Raw genomic sequence first — 12,904 nt, forward strand, 5'->3', positions numbered from 1 at the left:
CCCCACCAGGATCGGTGGGGCGCCCTTCGTCGCTGTGCGCGGCCTGCTCACGCCTCGGCGTCGAGGTCCTTCTCCAGGAGTGCGGCGAGTGCGTTCACGGACTCCTCGGCGCCGTCGCCCTCGGCCCGCAGGGTCACCTCGTCGCCGTTGCCGGCCCCGAGGGTCATAAGCATCAGCATGCTCGATGCCTGCACGGCGCTGCCGCCGGCCTTCTCGATGGTCACGCTTGCGGGCTGCTCCGCTGCGGCCTGGGCGAAGATGCCGGCCGGACGGGCGTGGAGCCCGGAGGAGCTGGCGATCTTGACGGTGCGCTCTGCCATGGTGTGTGCCTTTCGTGGGGTCACGTGTGTGTGGGGAATATACCGTGCCCAGATGGGCAGGGCGGGGTGGACCGGACGGGTGCTCAGCGCGTGGTGCGTGCAGCGATCAGTGCACGCACCTCGGGGAACAGCGGATGGGTGGGCTCGAGGCCGGTGATCTCCGCGGCGGCGGCGTCTGCATCGCCTCCTCGCAGGATCTCCTGCAGGCGGTCCACCTCCTCGTCCCCTTCCGGGGTGAAGGCGAGTGCCGCGCCGAAGGCGGCCAGCAGGCCGTCATGCTGCATCCCCCGCTCGGCGAGGGCGGCCGCCGGGCCGACGATCCGGTCCTCGCGGGAGAGCTTGCGCAGCGGCGCCCTGCCCACGCGCTCGACGGGGTCCGGCAGCGAGGTGTTCGCGAAACGGCCTAGCACCTTGTTCCGGTAGGAGGCCATCTCCTCCTCGGAGAAGCCGTGCACGGCCACCAGCAGCGAGGAGGTCTCGGCGAGCACCGATTCGACCTCGACCGCGACGGCAGGATCCGAGATCGCTTCCGCGATCGTCGCGTGCCCTGCCGCCCAGCCGTGCCAGGCGGTGGTGGCATGGCCGGTGTTGACCGTGAACAGCTTCCGTTCGATGTACGGCCCCAGGTCATCGACCCAGGTGATCCCCGGGACCTCGAGCTCGTGACCGTTGAAGGGGCCGCGCTCGACCGCCCACTCGTAGAAGTCCTCGACGGTGACGTCCAGACCTGCGCCTTCCGCCTGGACGGGCACGATCCTGTCCACTGCGGTGTTCGCGAACAGTGCCTTCTCCTCGAGATCGTCGCCCTGATAGGCGTTGCGGATCTCCTGCTCGAGCAGATCCGTGGCATTGATCGCGTTCTCGCAGGCCAGCACCGCCAGCGGCGGTGCCCCGGCGGGGCGGGCAGCGATCCCGGCGGCGATGTTCGGCGCCACGAACCGCAGGATATGGGCACCGACGGCGGTGGTCACCAGGTCCGCGGAGGCGATCTCCTCGGTCAGGGTGTCCGGGTCCTGTGCCGAGTTGATCGCACGGAATCCGTCGACCGTGGTGCTGGTGGGCTGCTGGCCCACGGTGCGCACCTGGTAGGAGTCCGCCTGCGACGCGCGCCGGCTGGCGCGCTGCGACCGATCGGGGCCTACCCCGGACATCGTGCTGAGGGGTGCTCCGGCGGCGTGGGAGCAGTCTAGACCGGAATCAGGCGTTGTCAGTGGTAGCAGAGGGGATGGCGTCCTCGGGATGCTCCGTGCTGCGGGTGGCCCTCCACCGGCGATAGGACAGCAGCGTCAGTGCGATCACGATGGTCCAGGAGATCGCCACCACCGCACCGGAGGCGATGCCCGGCTCGACCAGGAACGCTCCGACGGCGATGAGGGAGATCTGACCCGGCAGCGCCGAGAGCGCAGTGGCGATGAGGAAGTCGCGGCTGCTGATGCCCAAAGCGCCGCTGCCGTAGTTCACCGGCCAGTAGGGGATGCCGGGCATCAGTCGCAGCGTGCACACCGCATAGAACCCGCCGTTCTCGAGGCGGTCCTCGACCAGCTCCGCGTGCGATCCGAGAGCGCGCATCACCGTGTCCCGGCCCAGGCCCCGCGCCACCCAGTAGCCGCCCCAGCAGCCGAGCGTCACCCCGATCATCGACAGCACGGTGCCACCGGGCACCCCGAAGAGCATCCCGCCGGCCACCGCCATGATCGTCACCGGGATCGGTGTCAGGGCCACCGCCGCGTAGAGCGCGATGAAGGCGAGCGGACCCCAGGCACCGAGCTCGGCGATGTCCGCGCGCAGCTCGTCCACGGACGGCAGGCGCACGTTCAGCGCGAGCCACACCATCACCAGCACGGCGAGCACGAGGGTGACGTTGCGCAGCACGGAGCCCCAGGGCACCCCGCCGCGCGTGCGGGCAGGGCCGTCGGAGACTTCGGGGGTCTCGCCGGTCTCGGGATCGGGACGGTCTGGCATCCCGCGATCCTAGAGGCTCGGCAGCCGCTCAGCGCTCCGTGGGCTCGACCCGGGCCTCCCCGGCGCGCACGGCCAGCGGCAGGTGGTTGCCCGCCGGCGGGCGCGGACAGGTGCCCCAGGCGCTGAAGGCGGACGGGAAGTTCAGGGAGAAGTTGAGATCCACGTGCACCCGGTCGCCGTCCAGCTGTGCGCTGACCTGACGCCAGTGGGCGCTCTCGGAGCCGGAGGTCTCGTCGGTGAACAGGATGCTGGATTCGCCGGTGAGCACGAGATCCACCTCGGTGCCGGCGATCTCGAGGGTCACGACCCCGGGGGAGGGCAGCTCCTGCTCGAGCCACGGCAGCGCCGAGCCGACTCGCACCGTGGCGGGCTGGGGCCGGAAGGTCCCGGTATGCACAGAGGCGGGGTCGTAGGGAAAGGTCGGCACCCCGTCGAAGGCGGCCAGTCGTGGCGCCGCCGGGTCGAGCAGGCGCAGGCCGATCCGCCCGCCCCGACGGATCACATCGATCTGCACGTCCTCGCCGAAGCTCGCCAGGCGGACGTCACCCGCGGAGGTCACGGTCGTGACGACGACCCCGTCATCGGCGCGGACGCCGATCTCCGAGGAGTCGGCGAGCAGCGTGAGCTCCGTGCCTCCGAAGCGCACGACCGGTCGATCCTCGATGATCTCCCAGCTGCCGGGGACCTCGCCTAGATGCTGCGGCCCGGCCGACGGGTCGATCCAGTGCAGCGCGACCTGGGAGAGGATGCCGTGGCGTGCGGCCAGGGATTCGTCCCGGCGGCGCCGGAAGTTGGTCCAGGAGGCGGGGACGTCGGCCCGCTCGGCATCGGCCCGCTCGGCGGCGGCGGTCGGGGTGTGCTGCGTCATCGGGCTCTCCTCGGTCAGGGCGGTGGCGCGAGTCTCCTCCTCGTCGCGGGGTCCTGGCGAGCCTGCCGTGATCTGCGTTCACACGGCGGGGGACCCGCGCCGGGCCGGCCTCCGCCCAGGGCTGATCAACGCTGCCCTATCAACGCTGGGCCCCTCAACGCTGGGCCGATCAGCGCACAGCTAATCAGCGCACAGCTGATCAGCCCTGAACTGATCAGCGCAGGGCTGTTCAACCCAGAGCGGAGATGCTGGCGCCGCGCCACCGGCCCGGCGAAGACTCGGCACATGACCACCACCTCACCTCCAGCCACGACCACCGCCGCCCTCACCGACCGCATCGATCTCGGCCTGCTCCACCAGCGCGTCCTGCTGCTGGATCGGGAGCTCGATCAGGACAATGGCGCCCAGCTCAGCGCCGGACTGCTGCTCCTGGCCGCCGAGGACCCCGACAGCGACATCACGCTGCTGATCAACTCTCCTGGCGGGCTGGTGCCCGCCATGCTCGCGATCGGGGACCTCATGGACCTGGTGCCCTGCGATGTGCGCACCGTCGCTCTGGGCATGGCCTACAGCGCCGGCCAGTACCTGCTCACGCACGGCACCACCGGCAAGCGGAGCATCCTCCCGCACGGGCGGGTGCTCATGCATCAGGGATCCGCGGGCTTCGGCGGCTCTGCAGCCGACATCGAGATCCAGGCCGAGGACCTGCGCGCGAACCGCGATCTGCTCATCGACATCACCGCAGAGCGCACCGGGCAGCCGCGAGAGACGATCGCCCGCGACTCGGAGCGCGACCGCTTCTGGTCCGCAGCCGACGCGGTCGCCTACGGATTCTGCGACCAGGTGGTCGCCGACCTCCGCGAGATCCTCCCGATGCGGTCCGCCACCACGACGACAGGACTCGGACGATGAGCAGCTACACCATCCCCAGCGTCATCGAGCGCACCGCAGGCGGCGGCGAGCGGACGGCCGACATCTTCTCCCGCCTGCTCAGCGACCGCATCGTCTACCTCGGCACCGAGGTGGACGACGGGGTGGCGAACACGATCATCGCCCAGGTGCTGCACCTGGAGAACGAGTCGCGGGACACCCCCATCCAGATCTACCTGAACTCCGCCGGCGGGGACGTGCAGGCAGTGCTCGCCATCCACGACGCGCTCGCCTATGTGCGCAGCCCGATCGCGGTGACCTGCGTGGGCCAGGTCGTCGCCGCGCCGGTGCTGCTGCTGGCCGCGGGAACTCCCGGGATGCGGGCCGTGCTGCCGCACTCGCGCGCGGTGCTGCGACCGCTCGAGGCCAGCGGACGCGGAGCGATCCCGGACCTGATCCTTGCCGTCGAGGAGGTCGAACGGGTGCGCCGCCAGCTGGAACAGCTGCTCGCAGAGGCGACCGGTCGCGACGCCTCGCAGGTGAGGCAGGACCTCGAGCGTGAGCGGGTGCTGGATGCCGCGGCGATCGTGGAATACGGGCTCGCCGACGAGATTCTGCTCAGGCGGCCGACAGCATGACGTCGCGCGGGCGGAGCGGGCGGAGGGAGGGTCGGTGCCGTCCGTTGACGACGGACCTCGCCCCGAGCTCGAGCCCAGGCTCGATCTCGATCTCGATCTCGAGCTCAGGCGGCGCCGAGCGCGGAGCACGGGCGAGGTCGAGCAGGACGGGCCGGGCGTAGGGCTGGGCCGACGACCGGGCTGCGGGCGTGGCTGCGGGCAGAGCCGAGGACTGAGCTGAGGACCGCGCTGCGGACTGCGCTGAGGACCGAGCCGAGGGCTGTGCCGCTTCGGACATCAACTGGGCGGCCGTCACGCCGAGCGCTCCGCAGATCGCCGCGAGGATCTCGCTCGAGGCGTCCTTGCGCCCACGCTCGACGTCCGAGAGGTGCTGCATGCTCACCCCGGCCTGCCCGGCGACATCGGTGAGAGTGCGTCCGCGCTCTCGTCGGCGACGGCGCAGGGCGCCGCCGATCAGCTCTCGCAGCAGAGGCTCCAGCGTGGTCATGGGATGACGGTACGCCGCCTGCGACGACCCCGCCGGAGCCTCTGCTGTGGGCAGAACCAGGCTCCGGCGGGTTCAGAGGTCAGAGCTGTCCCTGCGCCTCCGTGCCTGCGGGGATGGGGGTCATGCGGGTGACCAGGCCCGGCTTCTCGACCAGGTCCGCCACATCGGCGCGCAGGATCTTGACCTCATCGCTGTCGCCGTGGGTGTCGAGCGCCTCGACGGAGGACCACTTCTCGATCATCGTGATGGTGCCGTCCTCGGCGTCGTGGATCGCATAGAGCTCGCAGCCGTTCTCTCCGTGCACGGCGGCGATGCCGCGATGCATGGCCTCGGCCAGCTCCTGCTTCTTGCCGGGCTTGGGGTAGAAGATCGCGGTGACGACGACTGCGGTCATGGGGGCTCCTGGTGCTGATCGGGGTGGGGTCCTGACCGCCCATCCTGCCCCGTCCGGCTGGGTGGCTCCACACCGTCCGAGCGCTGGGCGCTCAGCGGTGCGCGATCGTCAGACTCGGTCGCCGAGCCTCAGCGGGTGGGGGACAGCCCGACCAGCTCGGCGCTGCGCTGCCACAGCCCCTCGGCGAGAGCGAGGTCGTCGGCCTGCGGGTTCACGCGCGTGGTGGGCCGGTCCTGGTCGTAGTAGCGCCCGGAGGTCCAGGTCGAACCCGGCACGCCGGTGAGGAACCAGGCCAGGGTCGCGCCGCCCTGTTCGGGGCTGATCATCGGTGCGAAGCGCGCGAGCGGCGACTGATAGAACCAGCGCATCGAACTCGCCGATCCGGCGGAGAAGCTCGTGCGCACCAGCCCGGGGTGGAATGCCGCGGAAGAGAGCCCCTGGTCGTGGAACTTCGCGTGCAGGCTGCGGGTGAACAGCACGTTCGCGAGCTTTGCATCCCCGTAGGCCTTGCGCGGGCTGTATCTCCGCTCGTTGCCGAGGTCGGAGAGGTCCAGGTGCCCGAACAGCCGGTTCGCCATGCTTGAGGTGTTCACGACCGAGGCGCCCCCGGGCAGCAGGCGTGGCAGCAGGAGGTTGGTCAGCAGGAACGGGGCGAGGTGGTTGACCTGGAGCGTCTTCTCGAAACCGTCGACGGTCGGGGTGCGGTCGCCGAAGATTCCGCCGGCATTGTTGGCGAGCACGTCGATGCCGTGCTCGGCGGTCGCCGCTGAGAGCTCCGCCGCGAGGCGGCGCACGTCATCGAGACGAGCGAAGTCGGCGATGAAGTGTTCGGCGTCGATCTCCCGCGCGACGGCCGCAGTCTTCTCCGGTGAGCGACCGACCACGAGCAGGCGGACGCCCGTGCCGGCGAGCTGACGGGCTGCGGCGGCGCCGATCCCGTCGGACGCGCCGGTGATGACGATGGTCGTCGGTGTCTGGGCCTGTGTTTGGGACGGCTCGCCGGTCGTTCTCCGACCCGACGCATTCTGGTGGCTGAGGTTCTTGCCCATGCGGGTCAGTCCTTGCTCGTGTCGTGGGTGGAGACGTCGCCCGAGTTCTCCAGGAAGCGTTCCAGCAGCTTCGCCAGCTGAGTCTGCTCCTCGCGCGTGAGCCGGGCGTCCAACAGTTCCTGCTCGGCGTTGACATGGGGGACCACGATCTCGTCGACCAGCTCCCGCCCAGCGTCGGTGAGGCGCACCAGCACGCGGCGCCGGTTGGAGGGGTCCATCGTCCGCTGCAGCAGCCCTTTGTCCTCCAGACGCTGCAGGCGGTTGGTCATCGCGGCGCCGGTGACCATGCTCGAGGCGGCCAGCTCGCCGGGGGTGAGGGTGAACGGGGACCCGGACCGTCGCAGGGCGGCGAGGGTGTCGAATTCCCCGCGATGCAGGCCGACGCCCCGGAACGTCGCCTGCAGCGTGCGGCCGGCAATCTCGTCGACCCGCGAAAGGCGTCCGATCACCCCCATCGGGGTGGCGTCGAGATCCGGTCGCTCCCGGGCCCACTGGGCGAGGAAGTCGCTCACGCGGTCTGCCATGTCATTCCCTCCTGGCGCGGATGGATCGCTCGCGGTGGGGCCAGCGTGAGCGAACCTTCGACATCTAACTGTTTGACGGGACTCTATCGCAGGCATACATTCTCAACCATGAAACAGTTAGACATCGAAAGATCGCGGGGCGGGAATGCTTCCGCGAGTGGCACGCCGTCGGCTCCGCGCCCTGGGTCGGCCGCCGCGCTGACTGTCGCGCTGACGGCGATCGCCCCGATCACCTGGGGGACCACCTATCTCGTCACCACCGAACTGCTGCCTCCGGATCATCCCCTGTGGTCCGGGGCTCTGCGCGCTCTGCCGGCAGGCCTGCTCGCCCTCGCGCTCGGCCGCGCCCTCCCGCACGGCCACTGGTGGTGGCGCTCCCTGCTGCTGGGCACGCTCAACATCGGCGCCTTCTTCCCGCTGCTGTTCCTCGCCGCCTACCTGCTGCCCGGGGGAGTGGCGGGAGTCTTCGGCGCCACCGGGCCGCTGCTGGTCGCGGTGCTCGCCGCTGTCCTGCTCCGGGAGCGGCCGACGGTGCGTCGGCTGATCTGGGGAGTCCTGGCTGTGCTCGGAGTCGCAGCCACGGTGCTCGGGCCCGATGCCGCGCTCGATCCGCTCGGCATCCTCGCGGGCATCGGTGGCGTGGCTTCGATGGCGGTGGGCACGGTGCTGTCCAAGCGGTGGCGGCCACCCGTCGGCCCCATCGCCTTCGCAGGCTGGCAGCTCACCGCTGGCGGCCTGATCATCCTCCCTCTCGCCCTTGCCGTCGAAGGCACGCCGCCGGCGCTCGACGCGCAGGCGACGATGGGCTATGCCTGGCTCGCGCTTGTGGGAGGGCTTCTCGCCTACGTGCTGTGGTTCCGGGGCTTGGGTCAGATGCCAGCGGGGAGCGCTGCGTTCCTCCCGGTGCTCTCCCCACTCGTTGCGGCTGTGCTCGGCTTCCTCGTGCTCGGCGAGCAGCTCACGGCCGTCCAGCTGGGCGGCTTCGCCCTCGCCCTGATCGCCGTGGTCGCAGCCCAGGAATCCCGTCGAGCGCGGGAGATGTCGCCATGAGGATCCTCGGTGCCGACGGCGCCTCGCCCCTGCGAGAGCAGGGCGGAGGCGGACGGTGCCCTGGGAGGTGAGGCCTACGCCGACTTCTTCGAGCGCTCCGCCGACGAACCGGAGGACTTCTTTGCAGCCTTCTTGGCCTTCGGAGCCTTGGTCTTCGTGCCTGTGCTCTTGGCCGAGGACCCGGACTTCTTCGAGGAGCCGGAACTCTTGGAGGCGCTGGACTTCCCGGAACCGCCGGACTTCTTGGAACCGCCAGACTTCTTGGAGGCACCGGAACTCTTCGCGCTCGACGCCGTGGAGTGCGAGGACTTCTTCGCCGAGTCCGACTTCTTCCGCGTCGGGCCCGACCCCTTCTTCTCCGTCTCGTCCTTCTGCTGTGCCGGCGATGATCCCGATCCGCGGCGCTTCTGCACGCTGCGTTCCAGTGCGTCCATCAGGCTGATGACCTTCCCGCCGCCGCCAGCCGCGTCGGCCTCGTCTTTCGAGCTGTCCTTCCCGAAGGTCGCGTCGGTGTCCACGGAGTCTCCCTGCTCGAGCTTGGCGTCGACCAGCTCGCGAAGCTGCGCCTGGTACTCGTCGGTGAACTGCTCAGGGTCGAAGTCATCGCTGAACTGCTCGACCAGGGACGCCGACATCGCCAGCTCCTTGCTGCTGATCTTCGACTTCTTGGGGCCGAAGTCGACCTCCTTGAGGTCTTTGGGCCAGCGCAGGGTCTGCAGCGCGAGCAGGTCCCCGTGGATCCGCAGCACCCCGAGGCGGGTCTTGGTGCGCAGGGTGAAGGTCACGACAGCGGTCCGCTCCGTCTCCTCCAGCGTGCGCCGCAGCAGCACATACGCCTTCGCGGAACGCCCCACCGGCTCGAGGAAGTACGAGGTGCCGAGCAGGATCGGATCCACCTGATCCGAAGGCACGAACTGCACGACGTCGATCTCGTCGTTGTCCTCCGCCGGCAGCGCGTCCAGCTCCTCGTCGGTGAGCACCACCGTTTTGTCGCCATCGTCGTAGGCCTTGTCGATGTGCTCGTAGTCGATCTCTCGGCCGCACACCTCGCAGGTGCGCTGATACCGGATCCGCCCGTGATCCTCATCGTGGACCTGATGGAAGGAGATGTCGTGCGAGCGGGTGGCTCCGTAGAGCTTCACCGGCACGTTCACGAGGCCGAAGGTGATCTCACCGCTCCAGATTGCGCGCATGCCCCATGACATCACGGAGAACCGGCGGTGACCAGGAACGAGCGGTCGGACGGTTGTGCACCTATGGGAGATGAACGATCCCGGGGCGTGACGAATGCGGCGATCGGGGGCACAGTGGGCCCATGGCCATCCCCGCACAGCACGTCGAGGTGGACGGACGGAGGGTGAAGCTGTCGAACCTCGACAAGATCCTCTACCCCTCCACGGGCACCGCCAAGGGCGAGGTGATCGACTACTTCCACCGCATCGCGCCGCTGCTGATCCCGCAGGCCGCGCGTCGTCCCGCGACGCGAAAACGGTGGGTCGACGGGGTCGGCACCACCGAGCGGCCCGGCAAGGCGTTCTTCCGCAAGGATCTGGAGGATCACGCACCGGACTGGGTGCCGCGCGCCGAGATCCGGCACAGCGAGGCCACCGCCACCTACCCGCTGGTGGACGAGGTCGCGGTGCTGGTCTGGCTCGCCCAGCTCGCAGCCCTCGAGATCCATACCCCGCAGTGGCGCTTCGACGAGCACCTCGAACCCGCAGGTCCCGACCGGATGGTCCTGGATCTCGATCCCGGAGAAGGCGCAGGGCTGGCGGACTGCGCTCTCGTGGCGGGATGGTGCCGCGAGATCCTCGCCGATATGGGCCTGGACTCCTATCCCGTGACCTCCGGATCCAAGGGGATCCATCTGTACGCGCCGCTGGACGGCAGCAGCACGGCCGACGAGATCGCACAGGTCGCGCATCAGCTGGCCCGGGCTCTCGAGCAGGACCACCCCGAGCAGGTCGTGAGCGAGATGAAGAAGTCATCGCGCCGCGGCAAGGTGCTCGTGGACTGGTCGCAGAACAACGGGCAGAAGACCACCATCTGCCCGTACTCGCTGCGAGGAAGACTGCGGCCCACCGTCGCCGCCCCGCGCACCTGGGAGGAGATCGAGGACCCCGGCCTCGAACAGCTCGAGATGGCCGAGGTGCTCGAGCGGCTCGAGGAGGGCATCGACCCGATCGCACCGCTGGGCATCGCGGCCGCAGGGAAGGCACCCGCGGTAAAGCGCGCCCGGGACCGGCTCGAGGTGTATCGCTCGAAGCGGGACCCGGAGAAGACCCCCGAGCCCGTCCCCGCGCCGAAGCGCGACCCGGACACCGGCTCCGCAGCTGCACAGGAGGCGCTCGAGGCTCTGCACTCCGAGGAGCCGATGTTCGTGATCCAGGAGCATCACGCCTCACGCCTGCACTGGGACTTCCGTCTCCAGCACTCCGGGGTGCTGGTCTCCTGGGCGGTGCCGAAGGGCCCGCCGCTGGAGACGGACCAGAACCGGCTCGCCGTGCAGACCGAGGACCATCCCCTCGAGTACGGCACCTTCGAAGGCACCATCCCCGCACAGGAGTACGGCGGTGGGGAGGTCGCCCTCTGGGATACCGGCACCGTCGAGATCGAGAAATGGCGCGAGGGCAAGGAGGTGATCGTGGTCTGCCACGGTCGCCCGGACGGCGGCCTCGGCGGGGTTCCGCGACGCTATGCCTTCATCCACACCGGCGGGATGGGCGGATCAGGGAAGTCCGCCGCCGCGAAGGAGAAGGCGGCGGCGAACTGGCTGCTGCACCTCATGAAGGACCAGCCCGACGGTGACGGCGACAGCGAGGGCGGAGAGGGCGGCGGGTCTGCACCCCAGAGCGCGCCGACCACGCGGTCGCGGAAGCCTCCGCGGCGCAGCGAGGACGAGGAGCCGGCCGGGTCGAGCGCGGCCGGCATGGGAGAGCCGCTCTCACCGATGCTCGCGACTCTCGGCACTCGAGGCGACATTCGCCAGGAGGACGAGTGGGCCTTCGAGATGAAATGGGACGGGGTGCGCGTCATCGCGACCGTCACCGAGGGTGCCGTGCGGCTGACCAGCCGTGGCGGCAACGACCTCACCGCGACCTTCCCCGAGCTCGCGGAGCTGCACGACGCCGTGGACCCGGAGCTCAGGGTCGCTGGCGAGACCGTGCTGGATGGGGAGATCGTGGCGCTGGATGGGAGCGACCGGCCGTCCTTCTCCCGGCTCCAGCAGCGACTCGGGCTGACCCGCGAGCGCGACGTCGCCCGAGCGCGGGAGGAGGTCGAGGTCCACGTGATGCTGTTCGACCTGCTGGTCCGCGGCGGTGAGTCGCTGGTGCGAGCGTCCTATCTGGAACGCCGGGAAGCGCTGTTCGACGCCGTCAGCGTGACCGAGCACGTCCAGCTGCCCCACGCCGACCACGGTGACGTCGAGCATGCGATCGAGATCTCCCAGCAGCTGCAGCTCGAAGGGGTGATGGCGAAGAAGGAGAGCGGCATCTACCAGGCCGGGAAGCGCTCGCGCACCTGGATCAAGCTCAAGAACGCCCACCACCAGGAGGTCGTGGTCATCGGGTGGCGACACGGCAAGGGGGAGCGCTCTGGGACCCTCGGCTCCCTGCTGCTCGCTGTCCCCGACACCGAGGGTGTCCTGCGCTATGCGGGACGGGTGGGCAGCGGCTTCTCGGGCCGAGATCTCGAACAGATCGCCACCGCCCTCCGCTCCCGGACCCGGAAGACCCCTGCGGCGAACAACGTGCCAGCAGCGGATCGCCGTGACGCCGAGTGGGTGCGCGCGGATCTGGTGGGCGAGGTGCAGCACGCCGAACGGACCGAGGACGGTCGCCTGCGCCATCCGGTCTGGCGCGGATGGCGCCCGGACAAGGAGCCCGCACAGGTGCGCTGGGAGGACTGAGGGCCTGGGGCCCCGGGGGCGATGCCGTCGCGATGTCCCGGACGTACGGTGGGTCACATCGGGGTTCGAGCACAAGGGTTCATGCCGTAGTCTTCTCGAAGTCGTCCACACGGCCCGGTCATATGGCAGGATCTGTGGAAGACACGCACGGCGCAGGATGCCTCCCTCGGAGGCGACCGACGACGGTCGCGCAGCACTTCCGACGAAATTGGGACTTCATTACCTCCTCCGCACTGCCTTTGTACGACGACGCTTCTGCGTCACACCTCACGATCGCGCCGATGACTGCCACCGCAGCCGTTGCAGCGCACCAGACCCTCTCCTGGCTCCGAGCCGATGACGACGTCCACGTCGCCACGCTCGCCGGAGAGTTCGCCGGCCATGTCGTCAGCACCTCCGCTGACGCGCCGGTCCACACGGCCTACGGGCCCCAGTTCGGCCGCATCGGCGACTTCGTGTCGCTGGCCGCGGCTCAGGCGGCCCTCGTGGCCGCACCCGCCCCCCAGAACGGCAGCGGTGACCGCATCGGTCGCCGTGACGCCAGGGGCACAACCCATCCGCGGCGGCGCCGTCGTCACGGATACCCGGGCCACGAATGTGGTTCACGACAACGAAGGAATATCGCCATGGCTACTGGCATCGTCACCTGGTTCAACTCCGACAAGGGCTACGGCTTCATCGCCCCCGAGGACGGCTCCGCCGATGTGTTCGCTCACTTCAGCGCCATCGCCGGCACCGGCCGTCGCGACCTCGAGGAGAACCAGCGCGTGGAGTTCGAGACCGAGCAGGGCCCCAAGGGTCTGCAGGCAGTGAACATCCGCGCCCTCTGAGC

General features: G+C 69.7%; 14 protein-coding genes. 5 read left to right on the top strand and 9 right to left on the bottom strand.

Features of this window, described 5'->3' with window-relative positions; all coding sequences use genetic code 11:
• Positions 1-47 precede the first annotated feature (47 nt).
• From ACT3SQ_RS04065 to ACT3SQ_RS04080, 4 genes are all read right to left on the bottom strand, one after another.
• Positions 48-320 carry an HPr family phosphocarrier protein gene (locus ACT3SQ_RS04065; protein WP_441443902.1) on the bottom strand — a complete coding sequence of 91 codons (273 nt, stop codon included), beginning with the start codon at positions 318-320 and terminating at the stop codon, positions 48-50.
• Positions 321-403: 83 nt separating this feature from the next.
• Positions 404-1,471, bottom strand: a complete 1,068-nt coding sequence (locus ACT3SQ_RS04070) for a mannitol-1-phosphate 5-dehydrogenase (RefSeq protein WP_441443901.1) — start codon at positions 1,469-1,471, stop codon at positions 404-406.
• A 46-nt stretch (positions 1,472-1,517) separates the two neighbouring features.
• Positions 1,518-2,282: a TVP38/TMEM64 family protein gene (locus tag ACT3SQ_RS04075; RefSeq protein WP_345078635.1), complete on the bottom strand. Its 765-nt coding sequence runs from the start codon at positions 2,280-2,282 to the stop codon at positions 1,518-1,520.
• A 28-nt stretch (positions 2,283-2,310) separates the two neighbouring features.
• Positions 2,311-3,150, bottom strand: coding sequence for a DUF1684 domain-containing protein (locus tag ACT3SQ_RS04080; protein WP_442331828.1), 840 nt, complete (start codon positions 3,148-3,150; stop codon positions 2,311-2,313).
• Between the two features lie 285 nt (positions 3,151-3,435).
• On the opposite strand from ACT3SQ_RS04080, the gene ACT3SQ_RS04085 reads away from it, so the two are divergent.
• Both ACT3SQ_RS04085 and ACT3SQ_RS04090 read left to right on the top strand, forming a co-directional pair.
• Positions 3,436-4,062, top strand: a complete 627-nt coding sequence (locus ACT3SQ_RS04085) for a ClpP family protease (protein ID WP_442331827.1) — start codon at positions 3,436-3,438, stop codon at positions 4,060-4,062.
• A complete protein-coding gene (locus tag ACT3SQ_RS04090) occupies positions 4,059-4,658 on the top strand; it encodes a ClpP family protease (RefSeq protein ID WP_442331826.1) in 600 nt (199 codons plus the stop codon). Before ACT3SQ_RS04085 ends, ACT3SQ_RS04090 begins: the two co-directional genes overlap by 4 nt.
• On the opposite strand, the gene ACT3SQ_RS04095 is transcribed toward ACT3SQ_RS04090, so the two are convergent.
• The 4 genes from ACT3SQ_RS04095 to ACT3SQ_RS04110 all read right to left on the bottom strand — a co-directional run bounded on the left by ACT3SQ_RS04095 (position 4,639) and on the right by ACT3SQ_RS04110 (position 7,112).
• Positions 4,639-5,145, bottom strand: coding sequence for a helix-turn-helix domain-containing protein (locus tag ACT3SQ_RS04095; RefSeq protein WP_444501802.1), 507 nt, complete (start codon positions 5,143-5,145; stop codon positions 4,639-4,641). The genes ACT3SQ_RS04090 and ACT3SQ_RS04095 overlap by 20 nt on opposite strands.
• A 79-nt stretch (positions 5,146-5,224) precedes the next feature.
• On the bottom strand, positions 5,225-5,539 hold the full coding sequence (locus ACT3SQ_RS04100) for a putative quinol monooxygenase (RefSeq protein WP_345078620.1): 315 nt from the start codon (positions 5,537-5,539) through the stop codon (positions 5,225-5,227).
• A gap of 128 nt (positions 5,540-5,667) precedes the next feature.
• On the bottom strand, positions 5,668-6,588 hold the full coding sequence (locus ACT3SQ_RS04105) for an SDR family NAD(P)-dependent oxidoreductase (RefSeq protein WP_442331824.1): 921 nt from the start codon (positions 6,586-6,588) through the stop codon (positions 5,668-5,670).
• A gap of 5 nt (positions 6,589-6,593) precedes the next feature.
• Positions 6,594-7,112 (bottom strand): MarR family winged helix-turn-helix transcriptional regulator, encoded by a 519-nt coding sequence (locus ACT3SQ_RS04110; protein ID WP_441443894.1) that lies wholly within the window; start codon positions 7,110-7,112, stop codon positions 6,594-6,596.
• A gap of 108 nt (positions 7,113-7,220) precedes the next feature.
• Here ACT3SQ_RS04110 and ACT3SQ_RS04115 point away from each other — a divergent pair, with 108 nt between their 5' ends.
• Complete coding sequence (locus ACT3SQ_RS04115) at positions 7,221-8,162, top strand: EamA family transporter (RefSeq protein ID WP_444600850.1); 942 nt, start codon at positions 7,221-7,223, stop codon at positions 8,160-8,162.
• A gap of 74 nt (positions 8,163-8,236) precedes the next feature.
• Here ACT3SQ_RS04115 and ku read toward each other — a convergent pair whose 3' ends face one another.
• Complete coding sequence (ku, locus tag ACT3SQ_RS04120) at positions 8,237-9,355, bottom strand: non-homologous end joining protein Ku (protein WP_444600851.1); 1,119 nt, start codon at positions 9,353-9,355, stop codon at positions 8,237-8,239.
• Between the two features lie 122 nt (positions 9,356-9,477).
• Between ku and ACT3SQ_RS04125 the strand changes: the two genes are divergently transcribed.
• Together ACT3SQ_RS04125 and ACT3SQ_RS04130 are read left to right on the top strand one after the other, a co-directional pair.
• A complete protein-coding gene (locus ACT3SQ_RS04125) occupies positions 9,478-12,072 on the top strand; it encodes an ATP-dependent DNA ligase (RefSeq protein ID WP_441443891.1) in 2,595 nt (864 codons plus the stop codon).
• Between the two features lie 626 nt (positions 12,073-12,698).
• Complete coding sequence (locus ACT3SQ_RS04130) at positions 12,699-12,902, top strand: cold-shock protein (RefSeq protein ID WP_299300980.1); 204 nt, start codon at positions 12,699-12,701, stop codon at positions 12,900-12,902.
• The last annotated feature ends 2 nt before the right edge of the window (positions 12,903-12,904 follow it).

It is taken from the genome of Brachybacterium sp. AOP42-C2-15, from assembly GCF_052377065.1.
GTDB lineage: Bacteria > Actinomycetota > Actinomycetes > Actinomycetales > Dermabacteraceae > Brachybacterium.

Bases quoted from the DNA above. Each gene is read 5' to 3' on its own strand.
- ACT3SQ_RS04065 (WP_441443902.1), bottom strand. From the start codon at position 320: ATGGCAGAGCGCACCGTCAAGATCGCCAGCTCCTCCGGGCTCCACGCC.
- ACT3SQ_RS04070 (WP_441443901.1), bottom strand. From the start codon at position 1,471: ATGTCCGGGGTAGGCCCCGATCGGTCGCAGCGCGCCAGCCGGCGCGCG.
- ACT3SQ_RS04075 (WP_345078635.1), bottom strand. From the start codon at position 2,282: ATGCCAGACCGTCCCGATCCCGAGACCGGCGAGACCCCCGAAGTCTCC.
- ACT3SQ_RS04080 (WP_442331828.1), bottom strand. From the start codon at position 3,150: ATGACGCAGCACACCCCGACCGCCGCCGCCGAGCGGGCCGATGCCGAG.
- ACT3SQ_RS04085 (WP_442331827.1), top strand. From the start codon at position 3,436: ATGACCACCACCTCACCTCCAGCCACGACCACCGCCGCCCTCACCGAC.
- ACT3SQ_RS04090 (WP_442331826.1), top strand. From the start codon at position 4,059: ATGAGCAGCTACACCATCCCCAGCGTCATCGAGCGCACCGCAGGCGGC.
- ACT3SQ_RS04095 (WP_444501802.1), bottom strand. From the start codon at position 5,145: ATGACCACGCTGGAGCCTCTGCTGCGAGAGCTGATCGGCGGCGCCCTG.
- ACT3SQ_RS04100 (WP_345078620.1), bottom strand. From the start codon at position 5,539: ATGACCGCAGTCGTCGTCACCGCGATCTTCTACCCCAAGCCCGGCAAG.
- ACT3SQ_RS04105 (WP_442331824.1), bottom strand. From the start codon at position 6,588: ATGGGCAAGAACCTCAGCCACCAGAATGCGTCGGGTCGGAGAACGACC.
- ACT3SQ_RS04110 (WP_441443894.1), bottom strand. From the start codon at position 7,112: ATGGCAGACCGCGTGAGCGACTTCCTCGCCCAGTGGGCCCGGGAGCGA.
- ACT3SQ_RS04115 (WP_444600850.1), top strand. From the start codon at position 7,221: ATGAAACAGTTAGACATCGAAAGATCGCGGGGCGGGAATGCTTCCGCG.
- ku (WP_444600851.1), bottom strand. From the start codon at position 9,355: ATGCGCGCAATCTGGAGCGGTGAGATCACCTTCGGCCTCGTGAACGTG.
- ACT3SQ_RS04125 (WP_441443891.1), top strand. From the start codon at position 9,478: ATGGCCATCCCCGCACAGCACGTCGAGGTGGACGGACGGAGGGTGAAG.
- ACT3SQ_RS04130 (WP_299300980.1), top strand. From the start codon at position 12,699: ATGGCTACTGGCATCGTCACCTGGTTCAACTCCGACAAGGGCTACGGC.